We start from the raw sequence: 19,313 nt of genomic DNA, 5'->3' as shown, positions 1-19,313 counted from the left end.
ATAATTTCATAGAAAAAATTATGAGTTTAAAAACTCTTACCTTTTACAACTTTTAAATAAGTCCAAAAAAATAGCATATTGTATTGCTATTTTTTTGAAGTTTTATTAAATTTATTACAAAGAATATCGTCCCAATACAACTCTCTCCAGCATCACTTCTTTTAGTTTTAATACTCCTTAAGCCGTATGCATTTTTTGCTTGCCCAAATTCACCTTCTATATGTTTCCTTTGGTTTCTCTTTGGTTTCCGTTTTCTTTTTTGTGAAGCGTTAAGACTTACTTTTTTGGGTATTCCTAGTGGTTTTCTCACAATTCATATCCCTCTTTCTTTGAGCCAGTTTCTGTTTTTTCGGTTAAGATATAACTAGTCTGCTAAACTAGTTCTACAATCATAACTATAAATTCATTGTGATACTTTTTTACCATCAGTCAAAAATAAAATTTATAAGCTCATCAAAAGAAACACGTAAAAGGCAGACAGTCCAACTAGACAGAAAAACAAATACTGATTTGTTTACAAAGAAATCCTAATCTAACACCAAACAATACCAGGAACTAAAAACAGAATAGTCTTTTCTTCTATTTTATTTAATCGATTTACAGTTTTAAATTATCGTTAAAAAAAATATAGAATAATAAGAAAGGAATAATATCACGATTATATTGATAGATTATTGGATCATTTTACTCCTTATTTGGATATTTATTTACCTCCTTTAAAATACCTTTACTATGGAGTCCTATTATTTTACTCTTTGAAATTATGATGAAAAAACACCTTTTTAAATTATGTATTATACTATCTTGTTTACTCTTTTCATGCAAAAACGAAAAGAAAGAACCTTATAATTCTTATAAAGAATTAAACAAAAGGTATACCAAATTTTTAAAATACGAGCCAGATTCATTAGCTTTTCCAAGAAGCTACGATTCAAAAAAAGAAAAAATAAAAAAGGTTCCTTCTAAAGATTGGACAAGTGGATTTTATCCAGGAAACTTATGGCAAATTTATGAGTTAACAAACAACGCCGATTATAGAGAATTAGCCATAAAATGGACCTCTTTTATCGAAAAAGAAAAGTTTAATGATAAAACTCATGATATGGGTTTTAAAATATTTTCTAGTTTTGGACAAGGTTTAAAACAGGATCAAAACAATCAAAAATACAAAGACATCATTCTAAAAAGCGCACAAACGTTAAGTTCTCGCTTTAATGAAACTATTGGTAGTATTCGTTCTTGGGATTTTAACAAAAAAAATTGGGCTTTTCCTGTAATCATAGATAATATGATGAATTTAGAATTACTTTTTGAAGCTACCAGAATTTCTAAAGACAGTTCTTTTCATAAAATCGCTGTAAAACACGCAAATACTACTTTAAAAAATCATTTTAGAGAAGATAATAGCTGCGTTCATGTGGTAGATTATAATCCACAAAACGGAGCAATTAGATCAAAAATTACACACCAAGGTTATAATGATGCATCGGCTTGGGTAAGAGGTCAGAGTTGGGCAATTTATGGGTTTACCATGGCTTATAGATATACCAAGGATGAAAAATATTTGAAGCAAGCGAAAGCAACTGTTGCATTCTTCTTAAACCATAAAAATTTACCCGAAGACGGCATTCCTTATTGGGATTTTGATGCTCCTAATATACCGAATGAACCAAGAGATGTTTCTGCTGGCGCAATTGTAGCTTCTGCATTAATAGAACTTTATGAGTATACAAAAGACGAAACTTATATTGACTACAGTAAAAAATTTCTAAAAAATGTGCAAACATCTAATTACATTTTATCTTCGGATATAAAAGCCCCTTTTATACTAAAACATAGCACAGGAAACTGGCCTAAAAAAGATGAAATAGACGAACCAATTGTATATGGAGATTATTATTTTTTAGAAACTTTATTACGATTAAAAGCATTACAATAATTTTTAGCTCACGTTGCAACATAAAACATAAAACATCAAACAAAAAATATGATATTTAAATTTAAAAACAGCAATAACCTTCATCACCTTTCTAAATATCTTTTCTTGCCATTCAGTAGTGGATTCAGAAAGAACAAAAACTAATATAAATGAAACTTGGTTGTATTTAGAAAATGATACAGGAAACATTTCTGATGCGCTAAACACTCAAAATTGGCAAGCAATAAATTCACCTCATTCTTAAAATAGTTTAGATACTACAGATTTAGACCCAGGTTATAGAAGAAGCGGCAGCTAATATAAAAAAAATGATGTTTCTCTAAATTCAAATAGTAATTACGAACTGTATTTTGAAAGTGTAAATATTACCTCATAAATATTTGTAAATGACGATAAAATTGGCAGTCCTATTGGTGGTTATATTGGCTTTACACTTGATCTATCTAATGCTCTAAAAAACGGAATAAATAAAATGTGTTATACTGATATAGGTTGACCTTTTTAAGGTTTAATTTATACCGTTCAAACTATTTTTTTAGCCTTCACCATTTTAATCGTCGCTTTTAGTATTAGTGATGATTCAATTCTAAAATTTAGAAATATTTACAATAACCCTTTCTAAAGTATTAATTTTAATATGATCGCGTTCTCTACTGATAAATTACTGTATAGCTATCAAAAGTCCGAATAACAATACTACTAATGGGAAGAGAGAAGTTTAAATAATGTTGAAAACGATTGCTGTAATTACTCAAACGTCTACTTTGTTGTAATTAACAAAGATAGCGATATATTCGTGTTTAGAGAAATCACAAGAGAGGGAGTATACATTTGGCAGTAGTAATAATTGAAGCTGTATAAGGTTTGGAAAAACTATTGCCCTTAAGGTTGTCGGGGAAAATGCAATTAGCTTTACCTTTTCGGATTTCGAAGGATCTACGAGAAATAGATTTGCTTTTTTTAATTTCAAAACATCTTATTAAAATTTTCAAACAATTTTATAGTTTGGTTCGAGAATAGGTCAATTTGGTGTACCAAATAAAAAAGTCGAAGCTAAAGCTTCAGCTTTTTTTATTAATGTTAATGCAAACTTAAAATTTTTTCTAAATCTATAATTAGAGTTCTACATATTCTACTCTCAATTCTTAAATTTAATTTTTAAACTTATTTTAGATTAAAAACTACCTTTTGAAAAAGAAAATTAAAGTAAAAAAGTAGAACGTAAACCTAAATTGCGCTTTAAATTCTTTAAAAAAATTATGAATAAAAAAACGAATTAAAATTAACATCATTTCAAGTCCGTTTATTTTAAGCAAAAACGAATTTAGAAACAGCCTTTATCTATTTATAATTCTAAAAAAAACATTAAACTTCTAAAAATAAATATTTTTTAACCAATAAATGAGGTTAGAATAAAACAATTATGGCTAAAAACGATACACTAATCTCCTTTTATTAATTTGCTGTGACTACTTAAAAGAATATTTTAAAAAAACTATTTTAAAAAACAGTAAAAGTACTTGTGAGATCTATAAAACTTACTATATTTGCAGCTCTAAAAATAACACTTTAGAAAGCAAGTTCTTTTACAACATCAATCCTGCGAAAGTAGCTCAGGGGTAGAGCATCACCTTGCCAAGGTGGGGGTCGCGGGTTCAAATCCCGTCTTTCGCTCTATTTTATAAAATACTAATGCTGAAGTGGTGGAATTGGTAGACACGCTGGACTTAAAATCCAGTGGTCAGTAATGGCCGTGCGGGTTCAAGTCCCGCCTTCAGTACAATAACCGTTGTTAATCGTTTGATTTTCAACGGTTTTTTGTTTTTATAAAAGTTGATTTGTTCGATTTTTGTATTGTTAGTTTTTATTTACTTCATTTCATAGCTTAAATACTCTCTTATTTAGAAAGTAGTAACCTTTCAATATCATTCGGGTCTACACTATTAACTTTTTTTATTTTCTGCATCAACTTTAAATATTTTTTTGTCGGTTTACCGTTGTAAGATTGTCTAAAATGTTTGCTGTAAAGTTCGGCATAGATTTTATCCTTATCAAAGTAACTACCAAAAACCCTTTCTATTTCACGCCACTTCTTGCTTTTGGTTTGAGTTGAGTACATTCCTGTTTTTATGGCGGTTCTATGTTGAAACCTACCATTTATTAAATAAAGCTTTCTGCATCTCATTCCTGTAAACTTACATTTAAAGTATAAAATTTCGCCTTTGTTTAAATTAGATTTTACAGATACTACAAAAACCCTGTAATTATAATCTTGCTTATTACAAGTGTAATTTAAATCAATATAAGTATCATTTTCACTCATAGTAACCTTAACGCCAATACTACCAGTATTTTCGCCACCTCTTTTCCAATTGATAGTGCCACCAATAGTTTTATTTTTTTTAAAGTACCTCATCTTTTTTAAATCTGTTATTGATAAACTTTTGCTTTCATCAAATAAGTATGGAAACGTGTAATTTTTTGGCATTGTATTTTTTTTATTTTTGTGTGAAACCTAAATAATTAGGGAATTTTGCAATAAATTGAACTTTGGTGCTCCTTTTTATAGTGTCCTTTTTTGAAAATCTAACGATTAAAACTCTATCTTTACATTGGTAATATGTTATAATATTATTGAACTTTGAACGGTTGTAAAGGTTGCCTTTTTGGTAGCCTTTTTTTATGCTTTTTTTACAAAATTTAGCACCTTTAAAATTTTGTAGTGAATTTCTCTGTACGCCTTTATTCATAGGGGTTAACAGATTCTAACATCTTTTTATATTCCTTATAATAGTAAAGATGTTTTACCCTAAAAAATATCACTTTTTACGTACCATTCTAACAAGTCTATAAGATTGTAATAACTCGGGTTTTTACTGTTGCATCTTAATTTATACCACTCTTTAAACAAGGTCGTTTTATTGACTGTTTTTAGCTTTTTAGCTTCAGCAAGAAACTTCAAAAGTTTGGTCTTATTTTTCTCATCTGTTTTTGTGTTTGGGTTGTTTATTGTATCGATATTTTGATATAGTTTGATGCTGCGGTTTATCGTTCTAATATCAATAGGCTTTATTTTTGTTTTATCAATTAAGATACTATCTACATCATTAACGCCTAAACGCTCTAAACGTTCGCTGTTTTTATGCAGGTCTTCAAACGTCTTTAAATTATCACTTACTAAATTATAAACATCATCAATAGGCTGTAAACCTATGTAAGCGATTGATTTTTTTAACTCTAAATTATCTGTAATAACATACAAAGCACTTAAAACCTCATCTTTATTATGTAGCCAATTAATAGCTATCAATATTTTATTTTGCTTGGTTTGTTCTTTGCTTTCGGTTGTATCAAAATCAGTACAAATATTTTTTTTGTCTTCTATGATATTGATATTATAATTTAACTGCAAAAACTGTATGTATTCCTGTTTTGTCATCATACTAAAAAAACTTTTTGCAATATCATAAGCAAGTGCATAATCGTTTACAAAGCTGTTTTCATAATACAAATATTTAGTACTGGCATTGTCCTTTTTATCGGTATCGTTTACATTAAAGTTTTTAGCATCTGCAATAAGATTTTTTTTAGTTTGTAAAAATGCATAATTCGGATTCCAACTTCTTAACGTTTGGTCTTCAGTTTCTTTATAATAAAAATAATTTTTTCGGATCGGGTCTTCATTCCGAAAACGTGCAAAGAATTGTTTAACAGATTCGGGCATTGGTTTATAATCGGTTTCAATAAATACGGCATCTGTAAAACCGTCTTGCTTTATACTTAAACCCTCATCTATTATAGACGTTGTAATTACTAATTTTATAACATCATTAAACCTACTTTGTGAAGTAAGCTGTTTAAAATCTTCACTCTTTTTGATATGATTATCTGCATTTAAAATAAGAATTTCGCCCTTTTTATATTTCTTTAATTTTAATAATTCTAGTTTTAATGAGGTTGCAACGTTACGGCTATTGATACGTAAAATACATTTACCCTTTACACTCTGCAAGTGCTGTAAAGCTATTTTTAAAGGTGCTCTATTATCTACTATCATAGAAACATCAACTGGCTTTAAATGCTCTTTTTTTACATTCACTAACTTATAGCCAATAGCCTTAAATAGTTGGTTTGTAGTTCCTGTAAGTCCTATAATAGTGTAGTTTTTAAATAGGCTTGTAAGATTCTTTATCGCTTCACGTTTATAACCGTTTGCTGTTATTAAATTATGCACCTCATCAACTACAATATAATCAAAGGTATTCGGGTCTTTAAGATGTTTATAACCTTGCTCATAGGTTGCCATAACAATAGAAACCTTTTTTGCTTTGATATGGTCTTCACGGGTGCTGTTGCCTGTAAGTGTAATAATATTGTTAAAACTGCTCTTTGTCTGCTCTACGATTGCGGTTAAGGGTGCTAAAATTAACAGTCTTTTTTTAGGGCGGTACTTTGTAAAATCCAATAAAAAAGCGGTTGTTTTTCCTGTTCCTGTTTCGGCTGTTAAGATGGTTTTATCATTAGCATCTGAATAATCTAAAATAGTTTTAAGCTGTTCACTAACATAGTTTTTTATAGATAGTGTTTTATCATATTTAATAGACAAAGGTTTTAACTTCAAATAATCAAAAAACAGTATTTTTTCAGCATCATTTTTAGCGTTCTCATTCGTAAAATTTACCTTGGCTTTATAAGGTGCATTTATTAAATCATAACACACTGTAAAAATCTGTTTTGCTCGGTCTTCTTTGTTTTCTCTTAAACTATTTTCAGCTTGTTTAAAGTCTTTTTGTTGCGGTTGCTTTTCTGTATATCCTTTTAACTTTAAGTCTGCTATAAAACGCCTATAATCGTTATTATAGTGAAGTTTTAAATATAAATCATAGGGCGTAAACTTGTAATAATTTGAAAAACTACCACTAAAATTTATAAATGTATTATCCTTTACAAAACCCGTGTCTTTACTTGTAGTACTGGGGTGTTTGTATCTGTTAGCACTTACTTGACTTAAACCGTTTTCTATGAGTGCGGTTTCTATGGTGGTGCTATTGTTAAACTGTTCTTTGATTGAGCCATAAACCGCCCTATTATCTTTAAACCTGTATTGCTTAACGCCCGTATTTGAAACCTTTACAACTTCTTTTAAATCGTACGTAAATACATAAGGTTTATTGTTGATAAAACGTTTTTCGGTTTGCATAGCAAGGTATCTTACCTGTCTAAATTTGTTTTGAGCATTGTCAAACTTTACATTTAAAATAGTAGTTAAATAATCAGTAATTGAATTACATATTTTTAAATGTTTGGTTGTATCATTATTTAAAACCTCGGCTAATTGTGGCACGTATAAAACGCCCGCAATACCTTTGCCACTATTAGAACCCCATACCAAAACCGCTATTTGTTGTAATTGTGCAAATACATCTGCATTTGGTTTCGTTTTCAGTAAGCGACTATTTTCATTTTCTTTTACATCTATATCAAAAAATAAAAAAGGTGCGCTCTTATAACAGTATTCGCCACTTGTACCGCCTTTGTATAAACCTTTGAGTATTGCAATACTATTGCTTTTAGTAGGTTTGCTTTTAATATTATTTAATCGTTCTAATAAAGTATTTAAAGTATGATGCTTTTTAACGGGAATACTGTTTTTATTCTTACTAGAATAGTAATTGTAAATCTCACTAAATAGCGGTGCGCTTTGCACCATTTTAGAACTATTAAAATGATGCTTTACACTTACTTTGAAATCAGTTATTGAAACGACTTTTGTGAAGTCGCTCATAACTTACTTTATTTTATAATGTTCTTTAAATAACCTCTTATTTGTACTTAAAAAATTAACATTTTTGCTCTTTGTAGCTGGGCATCTATCAGAAAATAAAACCTGTAATAGTCCTTTTTTCTCATAGTAGGCTTTTGCTTGACAAAGAAACTTTTCGGGTATGTTAGTTTGTTTACATACGTCTGCTGTGGTGGTGGTGGTATAAAATAAATAGTTATAAAAACGCTTTCTGTATTCATTAGCAAATACACTCTTTTTGTATGGCAAATTAAACTGTTTGCAGATAGTAAGCTGTTCGCCTTTCTCTATGTATTTAGTTTGCTCTACGTACGTTATTAGGCGTGCTATATTTTGCTTATCTTTGTTTTGTCCTTTCTCAAAAGACTTACGGCTGTTTGGTGTTTTTTTAGACATCATTCAGCTTTTTAAATTTCTACAATTGCGTTATCAATATCTTCTTGACGGTACAAAACCCGCCCACCAATACCGACCGCTTTTAAGCGCCCTGTTTTATTCCATTTGTTAAGCGTAACAAACGAAACGTTTAGCATTTTAGAAACCTCGGCACGTGTTAAATACGTCTTTGGTTGCTTTGGTTCAAAGTGAAGTTTAAGACTTTCTAATTGAGTTTTTACGCCCTCAATAATTGCGTTTTGAAGTTGGTCGGGTGTTACCGAAATAAATTGTACTGTTTGCATACTGTAAAACATTTTTTAGTGTTATGTTTCACAAAAATATACCTAACTTACTGTTAAACAGAGGTGTTACGGTAACGTTACTGTAACGATTAACTTTAATTCATTTCCTTTAATTTAAGACTATAAGCTTTCATAAAATCAGCGCATATTTTAATCTCATTTGCAATACAATAATCATAAACACGTTTTAATTTATTCCAGTCGCTATAAATATTTTTAGTATCTACTATTGTGTTACTTTTTGTACTTGAAATACAATTATGATATTTCTCTAAATTATATTCTATTGCTATTTTACGTGCCGAAATCTTTTTGCCTATTTTTTTTTGTATTTCTCCAGTTGCAAAACCTAAACCAATAGGAAACCATTTTGGTAAATCACTTTCTTTATTGTCTTCGTTTTTAATATCCTTTAAATATTTTTTTAAAAATAATATTTTAGATTTATTAAATTCGTACCCCATTATCATAACAGAATGACTGTGTCCGTTTCTAAAATAATCCTTTTTAATTAATTTATTTTTTAATTTTAAGTCTGGTATGTATTGTAGTTCTATTACATTTCTAATTGATTGCTTTTTATCTTCATCTTTGTTTTTGTAATATTCATTAAATTTTTCACTAAAATCTAATAAGTTTAAATTTGTATTTATTCTATTTAATTCACTTATTATAATCTTCATTCTGAACGGTTTTAAGTAGGTACATTGTAAATATAATAAAATCCTCTTAAAATTAATTAAAAGGCTTTAGAGTAGTTTGTCTTAACTTTGGTTTGATGCGTTTTTGATAACTTGTAGTTGAGGTTCTTTTTTCTCTTTTAACGCTTGTAAGGTATAAAAATCTGCAATTTGTTGGGCAAAATCTAAACTATCTTTGCCAATATAATTTAGTAGCATTTTTTCTGAACTGTGAGCCGATATACTCATTATTAAGGGCGTTGGTAGTATTCCGTATAAGTTGGTGCAAAAACTACGTCTACAAACGTGTGAAGCCATTAATTCCCATTTAGGATAGATACCGCTAACTTTTCTTTTCTCTTTGTTTCCTTTGCCCTTTTCGGTTACTGTTATCTTGCTATCTTTTATCAGTTCGTTAATTTCTGCAAGTTTGCAAATTTCTTTAATATGTATGTTAAATTTCTGAATAGATATTTTATAAGGCAAACCGCTTTTTATAATTTCTTTAGTTTTTGCTAGTACGGGTATTGTTACGTTCTTATCTGTTTTTTGTTGCTTTAGCTGTATAACTTCTAAATTCTTTAAGGTCTTAAAATTGCTTTCGTTTAATTGTAAAAGGTCGTTACCTCTTTGTCCTAAATTTACGCCTAACATTAGCCATTTACGAGCGTTTTTAAGCGATTCACTTAATAAAATGGTATCTTCTATCTGCTTTAATTCTTTAGGGTTTAAATAAAGTATATTTTCGTTTTTGGTTTTAGTACTATCAATCTTTTTTAATTGGATATTAGTTTCTATTCCGTAAAAAGATGCATCATTGCAAACCGTTTTTAAGTCTGCTATTTTTTTAAGTGCATAGCTTTTTTGATACTTCTTTGTATTCAGTAAATATTTTAAAAAGTCTTTTGCAAATTTTACGTTTACATCTTTTACCTTAAAAGTTTCTTGCTTTTGGTATTCAGTAAGCATATTTTTTAGTGAAGTGTAGGCGTTCACTCTACTTTTTGACAAACCAATACCGCCCTTACCGTTTTTTCTTGTTGGTGCTTCATCAATTATACATTGTATTGCATCTGTTAATAAGTCGCTTTGTTTGTTTTCTGTAATTGGATTGTAAAATAAATCAATTTGATTTTTTAACCAGTCTTTAGGTATTGGCTTTGTATCTGTGTCTAACTTGTTAAATTCAGCCATTAAATAATTTTCGATAGTTAAAATATCAGTATTAACCTCTACTTTTTTATTTTTTATAGTTGCATCTTTTGAGTTCTTATTGTGAAATTTCCAGTATTCAGCCGATACGATATATTTTGTTTTTGCGCTAAATGTAAAATCGTTTCCTGTTTTATCTCTGAATAATAATCGAACTGTTAACGGTGCGCTTTTTCTTGTAGAACGAAATAGAAAATTAATAGTAGCCATATTTATATTATTGAATTTTGAACAATACAAATATAAGGCTAAAAAATCTTTTTTGTACGGCTTGTACGATTTTTGTATTGTGAATTTTAATCTTACTTAATTCTAGTTAATTTTAGTTAATCTTTTTTAAGTCAATAATAGCAACGGTTTCGTTAAGTGAAAAGGGTTTAGCTATGTTTTACAAGGGTTTCAAAAGGTGCTAAAATAAGCTATTTCAAGTCCCGCCTTCAGTACAATAACCGTTGTTAATCGTTTGATTTTCAGCGGTTTTTTGTTTTTATAAAAGTTGATCTTGCCAACCATTTTTTAAACCAAACGTAAAATTGTTTTTGACTCCCTCTTTTAGTTTACCATATTTATTAAATTGGTAGAAAATAGAATTATAAAAAATATATTTACTTTGCTATTATTAATTTCTACTATTTATACTTATACTCAAAATCCAAAAATAGAGTACGAAAACTTTAAACTTCAAGAAGATAAAAAAATAGTTTGGCAAAAAGTTTATGAATTTAAAGGCTCAAAAGACTCAATAACGGAAATATTAAAAGAGTTTATAACTACAAATAGTTTTTTGAATAATTTAAAATATACTAATTATGGTTTCACTGGTTTTTCAAGTTATCCTAAAATAAGTGACTTAAGGGGTATGCCTATTGCTGTTCAAACAGCTTTTAACTCCTTTGTAAGTATCGACATTAAAGAAAATAGGTGTAGAATTTCAATTTCGAATATAAAGTTTAAACCACTAAATATGGATTTTGGAGGTATTGAAATGAACACAAACTCTGCTTTAGAAGATATAACTGTACGAAACAACTATCACGAGATAAGAAAAAATAATACAGCAAGAAAAACTTTATCAAATTTAAATAAGGACTTCCTTAAAATACTAACCTTGAAAATTAATAAAAACGAAGATTGGTAAACTATTAAATAAAAGTAGGTCTTTAGTGTGTTAATTTTTAATTATTTTCCCTAATAATAGAGCAATATAAATAATACCCGTTCACAAAAAAATAGAATAAAGAAACTCTTTATAAGAATTAGTCCGCAAAATAATTAAATCTCCTAAAAACTTATGCTAGTCTTGATTCATAACAATCAGCCAACAATATCATTAAAAAAACGCCAAAAGTACACTAAAAGTTTTTTTTGTAGTTATCAAAAATAAGATGAATTATTTTTTTCCTTGTTGATTAAAAGCTTGTTTCAACTTTTCATCGGTCAAAATATATTTCTTATATTTTCCATCTCTGTATCTGTAATAAATAAAGAAAGGCATAAATAAGAACGAAAAATAAAAAACGCCTAACCCCATTACAATTTGTGCTTTTTCATGGTCTTGGTTTACTAAATAAAGCCCAGTTATCATCCAAACTAAAAAAATAACCAACATTATATTTATTACTGTTTTCATGCTGTAAATTTACAAAAGTTATATCTTGTAAAAACATAAATAATACGTAAAATAAGCGGCTCATCTTTGAGACCCTTTAAGAAATTAGTATCCGTTAAAATCAAAACTACTTTTAAATGAAATCAGTTTTATTATTTTTAATTTATTTACTGCTATCTTCCTGCAATCAACCTATAAAAAAAGCAACTATGAATAAAAAAATAGTCATTGCGCATAGAGGTGCTTCTGGGTATTTGCCCGAACACACTTTAGAAGCAAAGACAATGGCACACGCCATGAATGTAGACTTTATTGAGCAAGATGTAGTCTTAAGTAAAGACAATATTCCTATGGTAATTCATGATATTTATTTAGATGATGTTACCAATGTTGCCATAATATTTCCAGACAGAAAAAGAATTGATAACCGTTTTTATGTAATCGATTTTACGTTTGCTGAATTAAAAACACTACAAGTTTCAGAACGTTTTAACCCAAAAACTGGTGAACAAGTTTATAAAACTCGCTTTCCGAAAGGAAAAGGGAATTTCAAATTGCACTCTTTACAAGAAGAAATTGAACTAATTCAGGGATTAAATGTATCAACCAAAAAAAACATCGGCATTTATCCAGAAATTAAAGATCCTGAATTTCATCAAAAAGAAGGAAAAAAACTTACAGAAATTGTACTAAAAATTCTTGCTAATTATGGGTATAAAACTAAAAAAGACAAGTGTATTTTACAGTGTTTTGATGCGAAAGAATTAGAGCGCATTCGGGTAGAATTAAAGTCATCATTATTTTTGGTTCAGTTAATGGAATTCCCAGAAGAAACAAAACAATTAAATCATTTTGCCACGTATGCAGACGGAATTGGACCTTGGTATCGCCAAATTTTAGATCAAAAAATTAACGGTAAATTCACTTTTACTTCGTTGGTTTCTGATGCGCATCAATTAGGTTTAAAAGTGCATCCTTATACCTTTAGAGCCGATGCTTTGGCCGAATTTAACAGCTTTGAAGAAATGATGGAAACACTCTTAATAGAAGCAAATATAGATGGTGCTTTTACAGATTTCCCTGATCTAGTTGTAAACTTTTTAAAAGAAAAGCAGTAAAATAAATACCCAATTCTATAAAACCATTTTAACAGCGGTTATATAATTTTAATAGCGACAAAAAATTACACTTTTTAATAGTTTTCGAGTTTTATACAATTGGTAGAACAGCGCAAAAATCGAAAGTTATTTTTCATACTCAAAAACTATTAAGAATTGATAAAGAACCTTAAGGCTAGTTTAATTTTACTGTAAGAGTGTAGGTAAAAACTGCAATAAAACAATTAAAACCAAAATACCTAGCGAAATAATTAAAGGTTTTGAAATTGCTTTCTTCTGATGTTCTACTTCTTTTCCTAGATGTTTATTCCAGAAATACTCGACTAAAACGGTATAGCCGATAATGTTAAAAATTAAGGTGATAAAAAATATTCCCGGAATAAAATTTAGAAGTACAAGGGTAAAAACGGTATACCCTATTCCGAAAAGAAGCACTTGCAGTCTTTCTTTAGGTTTGTTCATTTCCTTTAAATTACTCATCAGCAAAACAGCACCAAAAAGTGTAGAAAAGAAAATAGTAAAACCCTGAATCGCTTTTTTAGAATACAATACAGGTTGCACTAATTCTTCAAAAGGACTTTCATCAGCTTTAAAATTTTTTAAAACAGTTGGTTCTCTCATAACCGCTGCTTGCGCATCTTCTTCCTGAACTCTTTTATATTTTGATACAATTGCTTTATCTATTAAGTTTCTTGCATCCAATTCTAAAACAACAGCTTCAAGAGCTTCATCCGTATAATTATCTTTTTGCTCAAAAATAAGTGCTAACTCTTCATCAGACTTTTTACGCATTTTATTTGAAAAACTATTCTCTTTCATTTTTATTTTTTTCTAACCTGTTACTTCTATCAACTTATTTCTGTAGGCTGTTAATAATTTCGATTTTGAAATAAAACCAATATACCGATCGTTTTTTACCACCGGTAAATTCCAAGCACCACTTTCTTTAAACTTCTTCATAATATCCGTCATTTTATCTTTACCAATAACTATTATTTCTGGAGGATTCTGCATTAAATCTCTTGCAAAAACACTTTTGTATAAAGTTTGATCAAACATTATAGGTCTTAAATCATCTAATAAAAGAATACCAATTAGCCTTTGATCTTTTTCACTAATTACAGGAAAAATATTTCTGTTCGATTTTACCACTGCTTTTTTAATCATACTTTCTAGATTCATATCTGAATAAACAGCTACAAAATTACTTTCTATGACTCGATTAATATCCATTAAAGTTAGCACCGCATGATCTTTATTATGTGTAATTAATTCGCCTTTTCTACCCAACTGCATGGCATAAACAGAATATGGATGTACATATTTTGCGATAGAATAAGAAATTGTAGCGGTTAACATTAACGGAATAAAAAGTTCATAACCTCCTGTTAGTTCCGCAATCAAAAATATTGCTGTTAATGGAGCATGTAAAACCCCAGCCATTAAACCCGCCATTCCTACCAAAGTAAAATTACTTTCAGAAACATTAGCAAGCCCAGTTGCGTTAATTATTTTAGCAACACAGTTTCCCATAACACTCCCCATAAAGAGTGTTGGTGCAAAAATACCACCAACGCCACCAGCTCCAAAAGTTAAAGCACTTGCTATGATTTTAAAAAAAACGAGCCCAAACAACAATAAAATAACGATCCATACATTGGTTAAATCCAAGTCCATAAAGTTATTTTTTAAGGCCTCTTCAGGGTTTCCTGCAAGAAGATTATTAATAACTTCAAAACCTTCTCCATACAAAGGCGGTACAAAATAAACCAAAACACCCAAACCAATACCACCAACTAAAAGTCGTTTTATTGGCGAACCAATTTTATCAAAAAGTTTTTGAATTCTTTCATAAACTTCCGTAAAATAAATAGAAACTAAGCCTATAACTACACCCAAAATCATAAAAAACGGAATATCCTGTATTTTAAAAGCGTCTTCAATTTGAAAAGGGAGTAAAACATCAGAACCAAAAAAAAACCGAGAAGTAATAATTGCAGACAGAGAAGCTAAAAGTAACGGCAACATAGAGGCAATTGTTAAGTCTAAACTAAAAACTTCTATCGCAAAAATAATAGCGGCAATAGGAGCTTTAAATATTGATGAAAGTGCACCTGCCGCAGCACAACCAATTAATAAACTTCTTGTAGCTTGATTTAAATGAAACAATCTCGCAACATTAGAGCTGATTGCTGCTCCTGTTGCTACTGTAGGCCCTTCTAACCCAACAGAACCCCCAAAACCCACTGTTATTGGCGCTGTTAAAATAGACGCAAACATCTGGTAACGCTTCATAATTCCTTTTCTTTTTGAAATAGCAAAAAGTGTAGAAGGAATACCATGACTCACTTTATTTCTAATAATATATTTTATGATAAAATATACAATCGCTAAACCAATAATTGGAAATAGAAAGTAAAAAGCATGATGATAATAACTTACCAACCCACCTTCTAAAAGATGTTGAAAAAAGTGTGTTAAATTTTTTAAAATTACGGCTCCTAAACCTGCTAAGAAGCCTACTAAAATACTTAATATATATATAAATTGTCTTTCAGAAATATGTCTATATCTCCAAACTAATATTTTTCTATATATGGTTTTTGTTGTTGGCATTATCTTAAAAATCCTTTTGCTCTTATTTCTTTGTATATGGCAGTAATGTCTTCTGGAACCTCCACTTTTAATAACCAATTAACATCCAATCCATTTTTGATAGCTTCTGCCATTAAAAATTTATTATCCGAAATTAATTCACCAAATTTCTTTAAACTCTCCTCAAATTCTATTAAAAAATCATCGTCTAATTTGTGTATAATTAATAAAATTTTAAACGCTCTGGATATTACAGCTACACAAAACTTTCTTCTTTTTGCTGGTGGTCTACTATCTAAAATAAAGCTTTTATTGAGCATTAAAACTTCATTTATCATGATTAAATTCAAATATGCTTCGCCAAATTTATCTTTGGTAATACTTACGTGATTTGTAATTACACCACTAAAATCTCTAACATCCCAATTTAAATACCCAATAGAATAATGCCCGTTTTCTGCACTTTTTCTGACCAAGAAAAGCAACCTATTTTCTACTTTATCTCTTTGCTCTTCTACCGTACTTGTACTTACCAATTCAAAAAGTAAACGATTTGCTAACTTTACATCTTTTCTTAATAAACGTAAAATCAATTTATCTTTCTCTTTTGATGGTAAATGACTTAACGATTCTTTAAATTCTTTTGAAAAAGTCATGTTGTTTATTTTCTTTTGATAAAATATCGGTTCCTAAATATTTGCTGTCTTTGTTATCATAATACCCTCTATTTTTTGGGTATTTTAACATCATTAATCATTTCTAAACCTGACAATAAAATATATTCCGTATCATTTTTAGAAACGTCTTTAAAAAACTGATAAACTTCCATTGCATAGCTTTTAAAATAAAAATAAAAACACGAAATATATTTTTCTTACTTGTTCAGAATTAAGTGTCCTCTAATACTAAATAGCTTTTTTCGTAAGACCTTGTAAAAAATCTAGCTATTGATGCAAGAAACAATAAAATGTGACTAAATTTTTCATAGCTTAAAAGTAATAAAAAAAAATAAGTAAAAAGACCTCACCGATTTAGATACTGAATTAAGTTCAGCACAAGAACCTGTGAGGTCTAAATAATCATAAAATCTATTTTATTCTTTAATATCCAATTTCAAACTCAACTCCTTTAATTGTGCATCATCTATAAAAGCAGGTGCATCGATCATAACATCTCTTCCTGAATTATTCTTCGGAAAGGCAATATAATCACGAATTGTTTCTTGTCCGCCTAAAATAGCAACCAATCTGTCTAAACCAAAAGCCAAACCTCCGTGCGGTGGCGCACCATATTCAAAAGCATCCATTAAGAAACCAAATTGCACTTTGGCATCTTCATCAGAAAAACCTAAATGACGCAACATGGTCGCTTGCATTTGTTTGTCATGAATACGAATAGAACCTCCACCAATTTCATTTCCGTTTAACACTAAATCGTACGCATTTGCTTTTACAGCTCCAGGATCTGTGTCTAACAATTCCATTTGTCCTGGTTTTGGCGATGTAAATGGGTGGTGCATTGCATGATAATGTCCTGTTTCTTCGTCTAATTCTAACAACGGAAAATCAATTACCCACAGCGGTGCAAATACTTTTGGATCTCTCAAACCTAAACGTGCTGCCAACTCCATTCTTAACGCCGATAATTGTGCTCTAACCTTATTCGTTTCTCCTGATAAAACACAAATTAAATCGCCAACTTTTGCGCCTGTTTTTTCTGCCCATTTCGCTAAATCTTCTTGATCGTAGAATTTATCTACCGAAGATTTAAAAGATCCATCTTCGTTTACACGACAATAAATCATTCCTAAAGCGCCAACTTGTGGACGTTTTATCCATTTTATAATATTGTCTATCTCTTTTCTTGTGTACGTATTTCCTCCAGGAACGGCAAAACCAACCACCAATTCAGCTGCATTAAAAACGCCAAAATCTTTGTGTTGTGTAACTTCGTTTAACTCGCCAAACACCATTCCAAAACGAATGTCTGGTTTGTCATTTCCATACAAACGCATCGCATCATCGTATAACATTCTCGGGAATTCCGCTACCTCAACATTATTAATTTCTTTTAGTAAGTGACGCGTTAATCCCTCAAAAACAGTTAGAATATCTTCTTGCTCAACAAAGGCCATTTCACAGTCAATTTGTGTGAATTCTGGCTGTCTGTCTGCACGTAAATCTTCGTCTCTAAAGCATTTTACAATCTGAAAATATTTATCCATTCCGCCAACCATCAACAATTGTTTAAAGGTTTGTGGCGATTGTGGTAAAGCATAAAACTGACCTTCATTCATTCTAGATGGCACTACAAAATCTCTTGCGCCCTCTGGCGTAGATTTTATTAAATACGGCGTTTCAACTTCTATAAATTCTTGGTCAGACAAGTATTTCCTGACTTCCATCGATACTTTATGACGAAAAATTAAACTGTTTTTAACAGGATTTCTTCTAATGTCTAAATATCTATATTTCATTCTGATGTCTTCTCCTCCATCCGTTTTATCTTCAATTGTAAAAGGTGGTGTAATCGACGCGTTTAAAATTTCTAGTTTAGAAACCAACACTTCAACGGCGCCTGTTGCCAATTTTGCGTTTTTAGATTCACGCTCAATCACGGTTCCTGTAACTTGTATTACAAATTCTCTGCCTAGAGATTTTGCTTTTTCCATCATTTCTTTTGGCGTGCGGACTTCATCAAAAATTAACTGTGTAATTCCGTATCTATCTCGCAAATCAACCCAAATTACAAACCCCTTATCACGCGATTTCTGAACCCAACCAGATAAAGTTACCTCTGTATTGGCATGCGATGCTCTTAACTCTCCGCAAGAATGACTTCTATACATTTTCTTCTAAAATTTAGGCTACAAAACTAAACATTTTTGACTGAATAATAATCTTTTGGGCATTCATTTCTAAACAGAAATGCCCCGCTTTTCGTTATATCTTTTTGTGAAAAACAAAAAGGATGCCACTTCAATCGGTAACGCAACATTTAGTTATGTAAATTTGTCTTTATGAGCGTAATTAATATTCAAGAAAAATTCAACTTATTTTCAGATCATTGGTCACCAAAAAAAGTTGGAGAATTAAACGGACAACAAATTTTATTAGCAAAACTAAAAGGCGAATTCGTTTTTCATAAACACGATAACGAAGACGAACTTTTTATGGTTATCAAAGGAACTTTAGAAATTGAATTTAGAGACAAAACCATCACTTTAAACGAAGGCGAATTTCACATTGTACCAAAAGGAGTTGAACACAAACCCATCGCAAAAGAGGAAGTTCATATTGTATTATTTGAACCTTTAAGCATAAAACATACAGGAAATATTATTGCAGATATCACTGTTGAAACGTATGAGAATATTTAGAAATATTGAATCTTTATAGAAAACTTCTCGATACAATCACACTAAAAAAGCGTGATCACTCGAAATGATAGTATGTGAACTTTTATATACAACAGTAAGAACGCACTGTCAGTTCGAGTGACCCCGCTTTTGGGCGGGGTTGTATCGAGAACATTTTGAAGTAATAAAAATAGTATAGATTTATAGGAGAGCTTCTCGATACAATCACGCTGAAAAAGCGTGATCACTCGAAGTGACAGTATGTTTATTAGAACGGATAATGCGCACTGTCAGTTCGAGTGACCCCGCTTTTGGGCGG

General features: G+C 30.1%; 17 protein-coding genes, 2 tRNA genes and 1 pseudogene. 7 read left to right on the top strand and 13 right to left on the bottom strand.

Translation table 11 applies throughout. The annotated features are described in order from the left end of the window. Positions 1-48: 48 nt before the first annotated feature. A pseudogene (locus ES044_RS19000) lies at positions 49-364 on the bottom strand (transposase); the annotation flags it as partial. A 399-nt stretch (positions 365-763) separates the two neighbouring features. On the opposite strand from ES044_RS19000, the gene ES044_RS14010 reads away from it, so the two are divergent. The 4 genes from ES044_RS14010 (at position 764) to ES044_RS14000 (ending at position 3,719) form a co-directional block, all read left to right on the top strand. Then, positions 764-1,939, top strand: coding sequence for a glycoside hydrolase family 88 protein (locus ES044_RS14010; protein WP_223269247.1), 1,176 nt, complete (start codon positions 764-766; stop codon positions 1,937-1,939). 118 nt (positions 1,940-2,057) lie between these two features. Beyond that, entirely contained in the window at positions 2,058-2,183 is a 126-nt protein-coding gene (locus ES044_RS19285; protein ID WP_262712565.1) for a hypothetical protein, read from the top strand. 1,358 nt (positions 2,184-3,541) lie between these two features. Continuing rightward, a tRNA-Gly gene (locus tag ES044_RS14005) sits at positions 3,542-3,613 on the top strand. A gap of 20 nt (positions 3,614-3,633) precedes the next feature. Further along, a tRNA-Leu gene (locus ES044_RS14000) sits at positions 3,634-3,719 on the top strand. Positions 3,720-3,836: 117 nt separating this feature from the next. Here the strand turns inward: ES044_RS14000 and ES044_RS13995 are convergent. The 6 genes from ES044_RS13995 to ES044_RS13970 all read right to left on the bottom strand — a co-directional run bounded on the left by ES044_RS13995 (position 3,837) and on the right by ES044_RS13970 (position 10,524). After that, positions 3,837-4,427 carry a hypothetical protein gene (locus ES044_RS13995; RefSeq protein ID WP_147187315.1) on the bottom strand — a complete coding sequence of 197 codons (591 nt, stop codon included), beginning with the start codon at positions 4,425-4,427 and terminating at the stop codon, positions 3,837-3,839. A gap of 321 nt (positions 4,428-4,748) precedes the next feature. Then, positions 4,749-7,724, bottom strand: a complete 2,976-nt coding sequence (locus ES044_RS13990; RefSeq protein ID WP_147187313.1) for a DEAD/DEAH box helicase — start codon at positions 7,722-7,724, stop codon at positions 4,749-4,751. 3 nt (positions 7,725-7,727) lie between these two features. Next, positions 7,728-8,138: a hypothetical protein gene (locus ES044_RS13985; RefSeq protein WP_147187312.1), complete on the bottom strand. Its 411-nt coding sequence runs from the start codon at positions 8,136-8,138 to the stop codon at positions 7,728-7,730. 11 nt (positions 8,139-8,149) lie between these two features. After that, on the bottom strand, positions 8,150-8,422 hold the full coding sequence (locus tag ES044_RS13980) for a helix-turn-helix domain-containing protein (RefSeq protein ID WP_147187310.1): 273 nt from the start codon (positions 8,420-8,422) through the stop codon (positions 8,150-8,152). Positions 8,423-8,517: 95 nt separating this feature from the next. Further along, positions 8,518-9,105, bottom strand: coding sequence for a hypothetical protein (locus ES044_RS13975; protein ID WP_147187308.1), 588 nt, complete (start codon positions 9,103-9,105; stop codon positions 8,518-8,520). An 81-nt stretch (positions 9,106-9,186) separates the two neighbouring features. Continuing rightward, on the bottom strand, positions 9,187-10,524 hold the full coding sequence (locus tag ES044_RS13970) for a tyrosine-type recombinase/integrase (protein WP_147187307.1): 1,338 nt from the start codon (positions 10,522-10,524) through the stop codon (positions 9,187-9,189). Positions 10,525-10,924: 400 nt separating this feature from the next. On the opposite strand from ES044_RS13970, the gene ES044_RS13965 reads away from it, so the two are divergent. Then, complete coding sequence (locus ES044_RS13965) at positions 10,925-11,452, top strand: hypothetical protein (RefSeq protein ID WP_147120494.1); 528 nt, start codon at positions 10,925-10,927, stop codon at positions 11,450-11,452. Between the two features lie 252 nt (positions 11,453-11,704). Here ES044_RS13965 and ES044_RS13960 read toward each other — a convergent pair whose 3' ends face one another. Next, complete coding sequence (locus ES044_RS13960; protein WP_147120495.1) at positions 11,705-11,944, bottom strand: hypothetical protein; 240 nt, start codon at positions 11,942-11,944, stop codon at positions 11,705-11,707. 116 nt (positions 11,945-12,060) lie between these two features. Here ES044_RS13960 and glpQ point away from each other — a divergent pair, with 116 nt between their 5' ends. Beyond that, positions 12,061-13,041 (top strand): glycerophosphodiester phosphodiesterase, encoded by a 981-nt coding sequence (gene glpQ / locus ES044_RS13955; protein ID WP_147120496.1) that lies wholly within the window; start codon positions 12,061-12,063, stop codon positions 13,039-13,041. Positions 13,042-13,227: 186 nt separating this feature from the next. On the opposite strand, the gene ES044_RS13950 is transcribed toward glpQ, so the two are convergent. The 5 genes from ES044_RS13950 to aspS form a co-directional block, all read right to left on the bottom strand. Continuing rightward, positions 13,228-13,860 (bottom strand): hypothetical protein, encoded by a 633-nt coding sequence (locus ES044_RS13950; protein WP_147120497.1) that lies wholly within the window; start codon positions 13,858-13,860, stop codon positions 13,228-13,230. Between the two features lie 12 nt (positions 13,861-13,872). Then, positions 13,873-15,657 (bottom strand): chloride channel protein, encoded by a 1,785-nt coding sequence (locus ES044_RS13945; protein ID WP_147120498.1) that lies wholly within the window; start codon positions 15,655-15,657, stop codon positions 13,873-13,875. Next, the gene (locus tag ES044_RS13940) at positions 15,657-16,292 is read right to left on the bottom strand and encodes a hypothetical protein (RefSeq protein WP_147120499.1); all 636 of its coding nucleotides are present in this window, start codon (positions 16,290-16,292) and stop codon (positions 15,657-15,659) included. The genes ES044_RS13945 and ES044_RS13940 overlap by 1 nt, the downstream gene beginning before the upstream one ends. A gap of 68 nt (positions 16,293-16,360) precedes the next feature. After that, positions 16,361-16,465 (bottom strand): DUF6503 family protein, encoded by a 105-nt coding sequence (locus tag ES044_RS18995; protein WP_262712577.1) that lies wholly within the window; start codon positions 16,463-16,465, stop codon positions 16,361-16,363. A 264-nt stretch (positions 16,466-16,729) separates the two neighbouring features. After that, positions 16,730-18,484 carry an aspartate--tRNA ligase gene (gene aspS, locus ES044_RS13935; RefSeq protein ID WP_147120500.1) on the bottom strand — a complete coding sequence of 585 codons (1,755 nt, stop codon included), beginning with the start codon at positions 18,482-18,484 and terminating at the stop codon, positions 16,730-16,732. Positions 18,485-18,655: 171 nt separating this feature from the next. On the opposite strand from aspS, the gene ES044_RS13930 reads away from it, so the two are divergent. Then, entirely contained in the window at positions 18,656-19,015 is a 360-nt protein-coding gene (locus tag ES044_RS13930; protein ID WP_147120501.1) for a cupin domain-containing protein, read from the top strand. Positions 19,016-19,313: the final 298 nt, after the last annotated feature.

The organism is Polaribacter sp. IC066 (assembly GCF_007997085.1).
Taxonomy (GTDB): domain Bacteria; phylum Bacteroidota; class Bacteroidia; order Flavobacteriales; family Flavobacteriaceae; genus Polaribacter.
Note: the sequence above shows the minus strand (reverse complement) of the source record. Positions and strands in the feature narration are given on the sequence as shown.

Bases quoted from the DNA above. Each gene is read 5' to 3' on its own strand.
- ES044_RS14010 (WP_223269247.1), top strand. From the start codon at position 764: ATGATGAAAAAACACCTTTTTAAATTATGTATTATACTATCTTGTTTA.
- ES044_RS13995 (WP_147187315.1), bottom strand. From the start codon at position 4,427: ATGCCAAAAAATTACACGTTTCCATACTTATTTGATGAAAGCAAAAGT.
- ES044_RS13990 (WP_147187313.1), bottom strand. From the start codon at position 7,724: ATGAGCGACTTCACAAAAGTCGTTTCAATAACTGATTTCAAAGTAAGT.
- ES044_RS13985 (WP_147187312.1), bottom strand. From the start codon at position 8,138: ATGTCTAAAAAAACACCAAACAGCCGTAAGTCTTTTGAGAAAGGACAA.
- ES044_RS13980 (WP_147187310.1), bottom strand. From the start codon at position 8,422: ATGCAAACAGTACAATTTATTTCGGTAACACCCGACCAACTTCAAAAC.
- ES044_RS13975 (WP_147187308.1), bottom strand. From the start codon at position 9,105: ATGAAGATTATAATAAGTGAATTAAATAGAATAAATACAAATTTAAAC.
- ES044_RS13970 (WP_147187307.1), bottom strand. From the start codon at position 10,524: ATGGCTACTATTAATTTTCTATTTCGTTCTACAAGAAAAAGCGCACCG.
- ES044_RS13960 (WP_147120495.1), bottom strand. From the start codon at position 11,944: ATGAAAACAGTAATAAATATAATGTTGGTTATTTTTTTAGTTTGGATG.
- glpQ (WP_147120496.1), top strand. From the start codon at position 12,061: ATGAAATCAGTTTTATTATTTTTAATTTATTTACTGCTATCTTCCTGC.
- ES044_RS13950 (WP_147120497.1), bottom strand. From the start codon at position 13,860: ATGAAAGAGAATAGTTTTTCAAATAAAATGCGTAAAAAGTCTGATGAA.
- ES044_RS13945 (WP_147120498.1), bottom strand. From the start codon at position 15,657: ATGCCAACAACAAAAACCATATATAGAAAAATATTAGTTTGGAGATAT.
- ES044_RS13940 (WP_147120499.1), bottom strand. From the start codon at position 16,292: ATGACTTTTTCAAAAGAATTTAAAGAATCGTTAAGTCATTTACCATCA.
- ES044_RS18995 (WP_262712577.1), bottom strand. From the start codon at position 16,465: ATGGAAGTTTATCAGTTTTTTAAAGACGTTTCTAAAAATGATACGGAA.
- aspS (WP_147120500.1), bottom strand. From the start codon at position 18,484: ATGTATAGAAGTCATTCTTGCGGAGAGTTAAGAGCATCGCATGCCAAT.
- ES044_RS13930 (WP_147120501.1), top strand. From the start codon at position 18,656: ATGAGCGTAATTAATATTCAAGAAAAATTCAACTTATTTTCAGATCAT.